This window comes from Xanthomonas sp. NCPPB 1128, assembly GCF_001043115.1.
In the GTDB taxonomy this organism is placed as follows: Bacteria; Pseudomonadota; Gammaproteobacteria; order Xanthomonadales; family Xanthomonadaceae; genus Xanthomonas_A.
Window position 1 is genome coordinate 1 of record NZ_LFME01000060.1, and the last position, 8,766, is coordinate 8,766.

The 8,766-nt window shown below is 70.2% G+C and carries 8 protein-coding genes; 7 read left to right on the forward strand and 1 reads right to left on the reverse strand.

Annotated elements, in window-relative coordinates; genetic code table 11:
- The 3 genes from ACP93_RS20560 to ACP93_RS20570 all read left to right on the forward strand — a co-directional run.
- Positions 1 to 998, forward strand: a 998-nt coding sequence (locus ACP93_RS20560; protein ID WP_048492519.1) for a ferredoxin reductase, incomplete at its 5' end; no start/stop codon positions are given.
- Positions 999 to 1,009: 11 nt separating this feature from the next.
- Positions 1,010 to 2,134 (forward strand): fatty acid desaturase family protein, encoded by a 1,125-nt coding sequence (locus ACP93_RS20565; protein ID WP_048492520.1) that lies wholly within the window; start codon positions 1,010 to 1,012, stop codon positions 2,132 to 2,134.
- A 166-nt stretch (positions 2,135 to 2,300) separates the two neighbouring features.
- A complete protein-coding gene (locus tag ACP93_RS20570; protein ID WP_048492521.1) occupies positions 2,301 to 2,732 on the forward strand; it encodes a low affinity iron permease family protein in 432 nt (143 codons plus the stop codon).
- 79 nt (positions 2,733 to 2,811) lie between these two features.
- Here ACP93_RS20570 and ACP93_RS20575 read toward each other — a convergent pair whose 3' ends face one another.
- Positions 2,812 to 3,039 carry a hypothetical protein gene (locus tag ACP93_RS20575; RefSeq protein WP_048492522.1) on the reverse strand — a complete coding sequence of 76 codons (228 nt, stop codon included), beginning with the start codon at positions 3,037 to 3,039 and terminating at the stop codon, positions 2,812 to 2,814.
- A gap of 334 nt (positions 3,040 to 3,373) precedes the next feature.
- Between ACP93_RS20575 and ACP93_RS22400 the strand changes: the two genes are divergently transcribed.
- From ACP93_RS22400 to ACP93_RS20595, 4 genes are all read left to right on the forward strand, one after another.
- Positions 3,374 to 3,592 (forward strand): hypothetical protein, encoded by a 219-nt coding sequence (locus ACP93_RS22400; protein WP_228136111.1) that lies wholly within the window; start codon positions 3,374 to 3,376, stop codon positions 3,590 to 3,592.
- Between the two features lie 128 nt (positions 3,593 to 3,720).
- Positions 3,721 to 5,430, forward strand: coding sequence for a ubiquinone-dependent pyruvate dehydrogenase (poxB, locus tag ACP93_RS20585; protein ID WP_204243728.1), 1,710 nt, complete (start codon positions 3,721 to 3,723; stop codon positions 5,428 to 5,430).
- Positions 5,431 to 5,639: 209 nt separating this feature from the next.
- The gene (locus ACP93_RS20590) at positions 5,640 to 7,076 is read left to right on the forward strand and encodes a sensor histidine kinase (RefSeq protein WP_048492525.1); all 1,437 of its coding nucleotides are present in this window, start codon (positions 5,640 to 5,642) and stop codon (positions 7,074 to 7,076) included.
- A complete protein-coding gene (locus ACP93_RS20595) occupies positions 7,061 to 8,401 on the forward strand; it encodes a sigma-54-dependent transcriptional regulator (RefSeq protein ID WP_048492526.1) in 1,341 nt (446 codons plus the stop codon). Before ACP93_RS20590 ends, ACP93_RS20595 begins: the two co-directional genes overlap by 16 nt.
- The last annotated feature ends 365 nt before the right edge of the window (positions 8,402 to 8,766 follow it).

Here is an 8,766-nt window from a genome sequence, read left to right on the forward strand (position 1 = left end):
ATTTCTGGTCGACCCGCCTGCATCCGCTGTGGACCTGGCAGCGCCCGCGCGCCCGGCTGGTGCAGCGCGAGGCGGCCAGCAGCGACGCGGTGACCCTGGTGCTGCAGCCCAACCGCCACTGGCGGGGCCTGCGCGCCGGCCAGCACGTGGAACTGGGGGTGGAGATCGACGGCCGCCGGCTGTTGCGCAGCTACAGCCCCACGTTGCTGCCGGGCGGGCGTCTGGCGATCACGGTCAAGACCGTCGACGGCGGCCGGGTCAGCCAGTATCTGGCCGGCGCCGCGCGCATCGGCGAGGTGTTCGAGCTCGGCCAGGCCTATGGCGAGATGGTGCTGCCGACCGCGCCGCACGGCCGCTGGCTGCTGCTGGCCGCCGGCAGCGGCATCACCCCGATGCGCGCGTTGCTGCGGCAACTGGCCGATGCCGGCATGCCGGCCGATGTCGACCTGCTGTACTGGGCGCGGCGCCACGACCAGGTCTGCTTCCGCGACGAACTGCAGGCGCTGGCCGCGGCACATCCGCGCTTCCGCCTGCATCTGGCCATCACCGGCGAAGGCGACACGCCGGCGCCGCGCGTGGACACGCTGCCGCTGGAATCCCTGGGCGACCTGGGGCAGGCGCAGGTGCTGGCCTGCGGTCCCGGCGGTTTCGTGCAGGCTGCGCGTGCGCGTCTGCAGCCCCAGGTGGCGCGCTTCCAGGCCGAAGCGTTCAGCCCGCCGCCGGCGCCGGCCGATGTCGAGCAGGGCACCGTGGCGGTGACCCTGGCGCGCAGCGGCCGCGTGCTGCAACTGCCGCGCGGCCAGTCGCTGCTCAGCGCGCTGGAGGCCGAAGGCCTGCGGCCCAAGCACGGCTGCCGCATGGGCATCTGCAACAGCTGCGCCTGCGGCAAGCAGGCCGGCATCACCCGTGATCTGCTCAGCGGCGCGCACGCCGCCGAACCTGGTTCGCTGAAGCTGTGCGTCAACAGCGCCAGCAGCGACCTGACCCTGGACCTCTGAAGGATTTCCCCATGGCGGCTCCCCGCAACCGTGCACTCACCCCGGCCGAACTGCAGGCCTTCGGCGACGAACTGGATGCACTGCGCACGCGCACCCTGGCCGACCTGGGCGCGCGCGACGCGCGCTACATCCGCCGCATCGTCGCCGCGGTGCGCTACACCGGCGTGGCCGGCCGCGCGCTGCTGTTCCTGGGCGCATTCGTGCACAGCGTGCTGGTGCCGGCGTGGACCGCCGGCGTGCTGCTGCTGACCCTGTCCAAGATCCTGGAGAACATGGAGCTGGGCCACAACGTGATGCACGGCCAGTACGACTGGATGGGCGATGCGCACCTGAACGGCAACACCTACGAGTGGGACATCGTCGCCACCGGCGACAACTGGCGAAAGACGCACAACTTCAAGCACCACACCTACACCAACGTGCGCGGCATGGACGACGACATCGGCTACGGCCTGCTGCGCATCTTCCCCGAGCAGCGCTGGCGCCCGTTCTACCTGGCGCAGCCGTTCATCGCGGTGGTGTTCGCGCTGCTGTTCGAATGGGGCGTGGCGATCCAGGACCTGCGCCTGGGCCGCTGGCTGGCCGGCAAGATGAAGCGCGGCGAATTGAAGCGCACCTTCCTGCCGGTCGGGCGCAAGATGGGCCGGCAGATCTTCAAGGACTACATCCTGTTCCCGGCCCTGGCTGGCCCGTTTTTCCTGCCGGTGCTGCTCGGCAACCTAGCCGCCAACGTGCTGCGCAGCATCTGGACCTTCGTGATCATCTTCTGCGGCCACTTCACCGCCGATGCCGAGACCTTCCCCAAGGACTCGATCAAGAACGAGTCGCGCGGGCACTGGTACCTGCGGCAGCTGCGCGGTTCGTCCAACCTGGCCGGCGGCAAGCTGTTGAACGTGCTGTCGGGCAACCTCAGCCACCAGATCGAGCACCATTTCTTCCCGGACGTGCCGGCCAACCGCTACGCGGCGCTGGCGGTGCAGGTGCGCGAGATCTGCGCGCGCTACGGCCAGCACTACAACACCGGCTCGCTGCCCAAGCAGTTCGGCCAAGTGGTGTGGCGGATCCTGCGCCACGCCTTCCCGAGCCGGCCGCGCCCGGTGCGCGCGCTGCAGCCGGCGACGCAACAGGCCGGCTGAGCACGGCGCACAGGACAGCACACAGGCGGGGCGACCCCGCCTTTTTCATTTGCTTTGTGCTTGCGCGATGTGCACGTCTCGCTCACGGCGCGCTGCCGATCATCCTTGCCGCCTGCGCATGCCGGCGACGGCGTTGCAGGCGTCTTCCATAGCGTGAGGGCCTGCGATGAAACCTGCCAAGCTGTTCAATGTCGTCGCCAAGAAGGCGTCGTATGCCGCCGGCACGCCCTGGACCTTCTGCATCGCGCTGGGCATCGTGCTGGTATGGGGCCTGAGCGGGCCGGTGTTCGGCTTCAACGACACCTGGCAACTGGTCATCAACACCGGCACCACCATCATCACTTTCCTGATGGTGTTCCTGATCCAGCACACCCAGAATGCCGACACCGCGGCCATGCAGATCAAGCTCGACGAGTTGATCCGGGTCAGCGCCAAGGCCAACAACGAGTTGCTGGATCTTGAAGAGCTGGACGAAAAGCGGCTGGAAGAGATCCGCCGTCAGTACGAGGAACTGGCGCGCAAGGCCAGCGAGGAACTGCGTGCGCGCAACGCCCGCGATGGCGATGGCCGCGAGTCGCACGACCGACCCGAAGGCTGACCCGGACGTTCACGCGAGTGCCGATGGCGCGAGCGGCGTGCCGGCGATGAGCGCGGCATGCCGCTGCGCATCGCACAGGTCAGGCCGGGACGGCGCCGTCCGGATCGTCCGCCGCGGCGGTCGTCGACGCGCGCTCGGTGGCCTGCAGGGTATCGCCGTGCGGCGGCGTGGCGCGGACGTCGTCGGAAACCGCACCCGGGGTGAGCGACCCCGCTTCGGACGAGCCGGAGTGCGTCTGACGGCGGTAGGCGCGGATCGCGGCGAAGGCCGTGCCGGCCAGCGCCAGTTTCCAGAATAGACCGGGCATCGTGAGTCTTCAGTGCGGAAGGAGCCGCCAGCGTCGGCCATTACGGGTGGCGCAGGCGTGCATGTCGCGTGCGGACGATGTGGTGGGGTGGGGGGCGACAGCATCGCGCTTGCTCGCGTGCTCTTCATGAGGCCTTGCAGAGTGGCTAACGCATGCCGGCCTAGCGTGACTCGCTCCCACGCTTCTGCAGGAGATCGCCATGTCCCAGCGCACTTCACCTCCTACCGGGACGCACGACGTCCGCCAGTCCGCGTATCGCGGCGAGCAAGAAGGCGACGTCTCAGCCGACAGCGGTGTGCCGCGTGGACGCGATCGCGACGTACCGTCGCAGCCCATGCCGCCGCCGCAGACGCCTACGCCGCAGGACCACGGCGAAGACCGCAGCGGGCGCAGTCAGCCCAACCTGGGCCAGGCCGGCACCTACGGCGCCACGGGCGAGCATGCAGGCGGGGCGCATGGCAAGGCCGCCACGCCCGGCGGCTACCACGAGGACGATGTGGGCAATGCGGGCGATGCTGCGCGCGATGCGGCCGCTGCACGCGGCGAAGACTAGCTGCACCGTGCGCTGAACGCGCGTTCGGCAGGCGCATGCGCACGCCGTCGGCGCCACGTGTCGGTAACGCGCGCGGTGCCAACATGCTGATCCCCACCCGGAGATCAGCACGTATGTCCAAGCAGACCATGGCCCGCCTGCTCGCCGAAACCCTGCACAGCGCAGGCGTGGAGCGGATCTGGGGCGTCACCGGCGACAGCCTCAACGGGCTGACCGATGCGCTGCGGCAGATGGACAGCATCGAGTGGATGCACGTGCGCCACGAGGAAGTGGCGGCCTTCGCCGCCGGCGCCGAAGCCGCGGTCAGCGGCAAGCTGGCGGTCTGCGCGGGCAGTTGCGGGCCGGGCAATCTGCATCTGATCAACGGCCTGTTCGACTGCCACCGCAGCCACCAGCCGGTGCTGGCCATCGCCGCGCACATCCCGTCCTCGGAGATCGGCCTGAACTATTTCCAGGAGACCCACCCGCAGGAGTTGTTCCGCGAGTGCAGCCACTACGTCGAACTGGTGACCAACCCGGCGCAGATGCCGGAGGTGCTGCAGCGGGCGATGCGCACCGCGATCCTGCGCCGCGGCGTGGCGGTGGTGGTGATTCCCGGCGACGTGGCCCTCCAGGAAATGCCCAAGGGCACGCCGACGACGTGGCCGGCGTTGGCCGCGCCGCGCATCCTGCCCGCCGACGCCGACGTGGCGAAGCTGGCCGACCTGCTGCAGGCGAGCAAGGCCACCACCTTGCTGTGCGGCAGCGGCTGCGCCGGCGCGCACGACGAGGTGGTGGCGCTGGCCGACGCGCTCGGCGCACCGATCGTGCATGCACTGCGCGGCAAGGAACACGTGGAGTGGGACAACCCGTTCGACGTCGGCATGACCGGCCTGATCGGCTTCAGTTCCGGCTACCACGCCATGCTCAACTGCGACACCCTGCTGATGCTCGGCACCGATTTCCCGTACCGGCAGTTCTATCCCAAGGACGCCACCATCGTGCAGGTCGACAACGACCCGGCCGCGTTGGGGCGGCGCACCCCGCTGCAGCTGGGCATTGCCGCCGACGTGCGCGAGACCATCGCCGCGCTGCTGCCGCGCCTGCAGCGCCGCGAGGACCGCGGTTTCCTGGAGAAGTCTTTGGCCCATTACCGCAAGGCGCGCGAGGGCCTGGACGACCTGGCGGTGGCCTCTGCGCCCGGCGAGCCGCTGCACCCGCAGTTCGTCACCCGCATGATCGATGCGCTGGCCGATGCCGATGCGATCTTCACCTGCGACGTCGGCACGCCGACGGTGTGGGCGGCGCGCTACCTGACCATGAACGGCCAGCGCCGTCTGCTCGGCTCGTTCAACCACGGCTCGATGGCCAATGCGATGCCGCAGGCGCTGGGCGCGCAGGCGCAGTTCCCGCAGCGGCAGGTGATCTCGCTGTCCGGCGATGGCGGCTTCACCATGCTGATGGGCGATTTCATCACCATGGCCCAACTCGGCCTTCCGGTGAAGGTGGTGGTCTACAACAACGGCTCGCTCGGCTTCGTGGCGATGGAAATGAAGTCGGCCGGCTACCTGGATACCGGCACCGACCTGAGCAATCCGGACTTCGCCGCGATGAGCAACGCCATGGGCATCCTGGGCCTGCGCGTGGACGAGTCGGCGCAACTGGAACCTGCCCTGCGCGAAGCGTTCGCGCATCCCGGCCCGGCGCTGGTGGACGTGCGCGTGGCCAGCCAGGAGCTGGCGATTCCGCCGGCGGTCAAGCTGGAACAGGCCAAGGGCATGGGCCTGTACCTGCTGCGCGCGGTGATGAGCGGGCGCGGCGACGAGGTGCTGGAGCTGGTCAAGACCAACCTGCGCTGAGCGCGGTCGACCACGGCGACGCTGCCTACGCAGGGGGACGGTGCAGGGAATCCGCATGGACCAAGCGGACACTCGATTTCTGCGCCGTCCGCGCCCGCCTGGCAACGGTGCGCGACGGTGCGTTCGCCACCGTGAGTCGTGACCTCATCGCGATCCGGGTACGATCGCCGCGGTTCGCTCTGCCTCTTCCGTCGCGCCCAAGGTAGGCCATGCCCCGTTCGCTGTTGCGGCAACTGCTGCTGATCTGGATCGTCATCGCCGCCGCCTGCGTGGGCATGGCGGTGGTGCTGGTCGGGCTGTACCGGCACAGCGAGGGCGTGCGCAGCGAGCGCGCGCAGACCGGGCTGCGCGAGGTCTGCACGCGCATGGTGCAGCGCTACAACGGCGCCAGCGCCGCCGCCCACGGCAGCGACGGCACCGGCCTGGCAGCAGTGGTGTCTCAGCTGGTGCTGGCCGATGCCGCCGGCGTGGAAGGCGGCTTCTGGGACCGCCAGCGCGGCTTCCTCGCCTACGCCTATCCGACCTACGACGGGACCGAGCACAAGACCGACGTGCCCTCGGCCGAGCGCAACGTCATCGTGTCCACCGCGCAGCGCGGGGTGGAGGCGCAGCACACGGTGGATTACCGCCGCGACGGGCGGCGCGAAAGCCTGCTGATCGCGGCCTGCCCGCTGGATCGCAATGCCGCGGCCTGGACCATGACCCGGGTCGCCTCCAGCGACGCCGCGGCCAGCCTGCCGCTGGCGCTGGGTCTGGCGCTGATCCTGGCGCTGGTGGTGGTCTCGGCGCTGGCGCTGGGGTGGGTGGTGCGGCGCTGGAGCCAGCGCCTGCAGGGCATCCAGCAGGCCTTGGCGACGCCGGCCGAGGTGCCGCAGATCCCGCGCACCGGTGCGCCGGAACTGGACCGGCTCGGCGCCGCGGTCACCGACTACGCGCAGCGCAGTGTGCAGGCGCTGGCCGAGACCCGCCGACTCGGCGAAGAGTTGTCGCGGCACGAACGCCTGGTCGCGCTCGGGCGCATGACCGCGACCGTGGCGCACGAGATCCGCAACCCGATCGCGACCTTGCGGCTGGCGCTGGAAAACCAGATCGCCGCGCGCGCGGACGGCGTCGACGACGCCCAGGCGCAGCTGATGCTGGCGCAGATCCAGCGCCTGGACGGGGTGGTGGAAAGCCTGCTCGGCATGGTCCAGCCGATCCGCCTGCAGCGGCAGCCGGTGGCTCTGCAGCCGTGGCTGCAGGCGCTGCTGGACCCGGCCGACTGGGACGGGCAGGCGCCGCCGATCGCGCTGCACCTGCAGGCGGCGCCGGCGCAGTGGATGCTGGATCCGCAACAGGCCGCGCGCGCCCTGCACAACCTGCTGCGCAATGCCCTGCAGCACGCCACGGCCGGCACCGACGTGACCCTGGAAGCGCAGACCGAGGACGACGTGCTGCAGCTGCGCGTGCGCAACCACGGCGACCCGGTGCCGGCCCCGGTGGCCGCCCATCTGTTCGAACCGTTCGCCAGCGGCCGCAGCGACGGCAATGGCCTGGGCCTGGCGCTGGTGCGCGAGATCGCCCGCGCCCATGGCGGCGAGGCGCACTACGCGCATCGCGACGGCGTCACCGAGTTCAGCCTGGAGTTGCCATGGCGCGCATCCTGATCATCGACGACGACCTGGCCTTCCTCAGCACCCTGCAGGCTACGCTGCGCTCGTTCGGCCACGAGGCGATCGCCGAAGCCGACCCGCGCGAAGGCCTGGAGCGCCTGCGCGAGGGCGGCTTCGAATTGGCCTTCGTCGACTTCCGCATGCCCGGCATGGACGGCATCGCGCTGATGCGCGCGCGCCAGGGAGATGCGCAGGCGATGCGCGTGCCGCTGGTGATGCTCACCGCGCATGCCTCCAGCGGCAACACCATCGAGGCGATGAAGCTCGGCGCCTTCGATCACCTGGTCAAGCCGGTGGGCCGCGCCGACATCGCCGAGGTGGTCGAGCGCGCCCTGCGCAGCCGCGGCGACGACGCGCCGGAGACCGCACCGGCGCTGCCGGCGGAGGAGGACGACGCGCTGCTCGGCCACAGTGCGGCGATGCGCACCGTGCACAAGCGCATCGGCCTGGCTGCCGCCTCCGACCTGCCGGTGCTGATCACCGGCGAAACCGGCACCGGCAAGGAACTGGCGGCGCGCGCGCTGCACCGTGCCAGCGCCCGCGCCGCGCAGCCGTTCGTGGCGATCAACTGCGCGGCGATTCCCGCCGAACTGATGGAGAGCGAACTGTTCGGCTACCGCAAGGGCGCGTTCTCCGGCGCGGTGAGCGATCGCAACGGCCTGATCCGCGACGCCGACGGCGGCACCCTGTTCCTTGACGAGATCGGCGACATGCCCTTGCCGATGCAGGCCAAGCTGCTGCGTTTCCTGCAGGAAGGCGAGGTGTCGCCGCTGGGCGGGCGCGGCGCGCAGAAGGTGGACGTGCGGGTGATCGCCGCCACCCACCGCGACCTGCTGCAGGCGGTGGACGCCGGGCGCTTCCGCAGCGACCTGCGCTATCGGCTCAATGTGGTGCCGATCGAGCTGCCGCCGCTGCGCGAGCGCGGCGACGACATCCTGCTGCTCGCCCAGCACTTCCTCGCCGCCGGCAGCAGCGCCCCGCAGACACTGTCGACTGCAGCGCAGGCGCGCCTGCGCGCCTATCTCTGGCCGGGCAACGTGCGCGAGTTGCGCAACGCCATGCAGCGCTGCCAGGTGTTGGTGCGCGCGCCGGTGGTCGAGGCGCACGACCTGGACGACCTGCTGGCGTCGCCGCCGGCCGAGACGCCCACGGCGCTGGACACCGACGCGCTGACCCTGCCGCAGGCCATCGCGCAACTCGAACGGCAGATGATCCAGGCGGCGCTGACCCAGGCCCACGGCAACCGCGCCGAGGCCGCGCGCCGGCTCGGCATCCATCGTCAGCTCCTGTATCGCAAGCTCGACGAGTACGGGCTTTAGCGGCGTGCTGGCGCGCCGCGGGATTTGGGATTTGGGATTGGGATTCGTAAAAGCGCGCGCCGCCGCATGCTGTCTGGCGCTTTTACGAATCCCCAATCCCATCCCATCCCCACCTGTCCGCAAAGCGGACAGATGTGGATGGAATGGGGACGCCTTTCAGGCCAGATCCGCACGCGATTCCCTTCAGGATCAATGGCTTAAAAGTTGGCACGGCCTCTGCTTTATTTCTCCTGCGAGCGGCGCCCCCTTGCCGCTCAGGAGGAACTCCCATGATCCGTCGTAGCGCACTCGCTCTGTCCCTGGTGCTGGCCACCGCCGCCGCTGCCGCCACCGCGCAGGTGCCGGCGCCGCCCGCGCCTCCCGCC

Coding starts and splice junctions, on each gene's coding strand:
- ACP93_RS22400 (WP_228136111.1), top strand. CDS start 3,374: ATGCCGCCGCCGCAGACGCCTACGCCGCAGGACCACGGCGAAGACCGC.
- ACP93_RS20570 (WP_048492521.1), top strand. CDS start 2,301: ATGAAACCTGCCAAGCTGTTCAATGTCGTCGCCAAGAAGGCGTCGTAT.
- ACP93_RS20595 (WP_048492526.1), top strand. CDS start 7,061: ATGGCGCGCATCCTGATCATCGACGACGACCTGGCCTTCCTCAGCACC.
- ACP93_RS20590 (WP_048492525.1), top strand. CDS start 5,640: ATGCCCCGTTCGCTGTTGCGGCAACTGCTGCTGATCTGGATCGTCATC.
- poxB (WP_204243728.1), top strand. CDS start 3,721: ATGGCCCGCCTGCTCGCCGAAACCCTGCACAGCGCAGGCGTGGAGCGG.
- ACP93_RS20565 (WP_048492520.1), top strand. CDS start 1,010: ATGGCGGCTCCCCGCAACCGTGCACTCACCCCGGCCGAACTGCAGGCC.
- ACP93_RS20575 (WP_048492522.1), bottom strand. CDS start 3,039: ATGCCCGGTCTATTCTGGAAACTGGCGCTGGCCGGCACGGCCTTCGCC.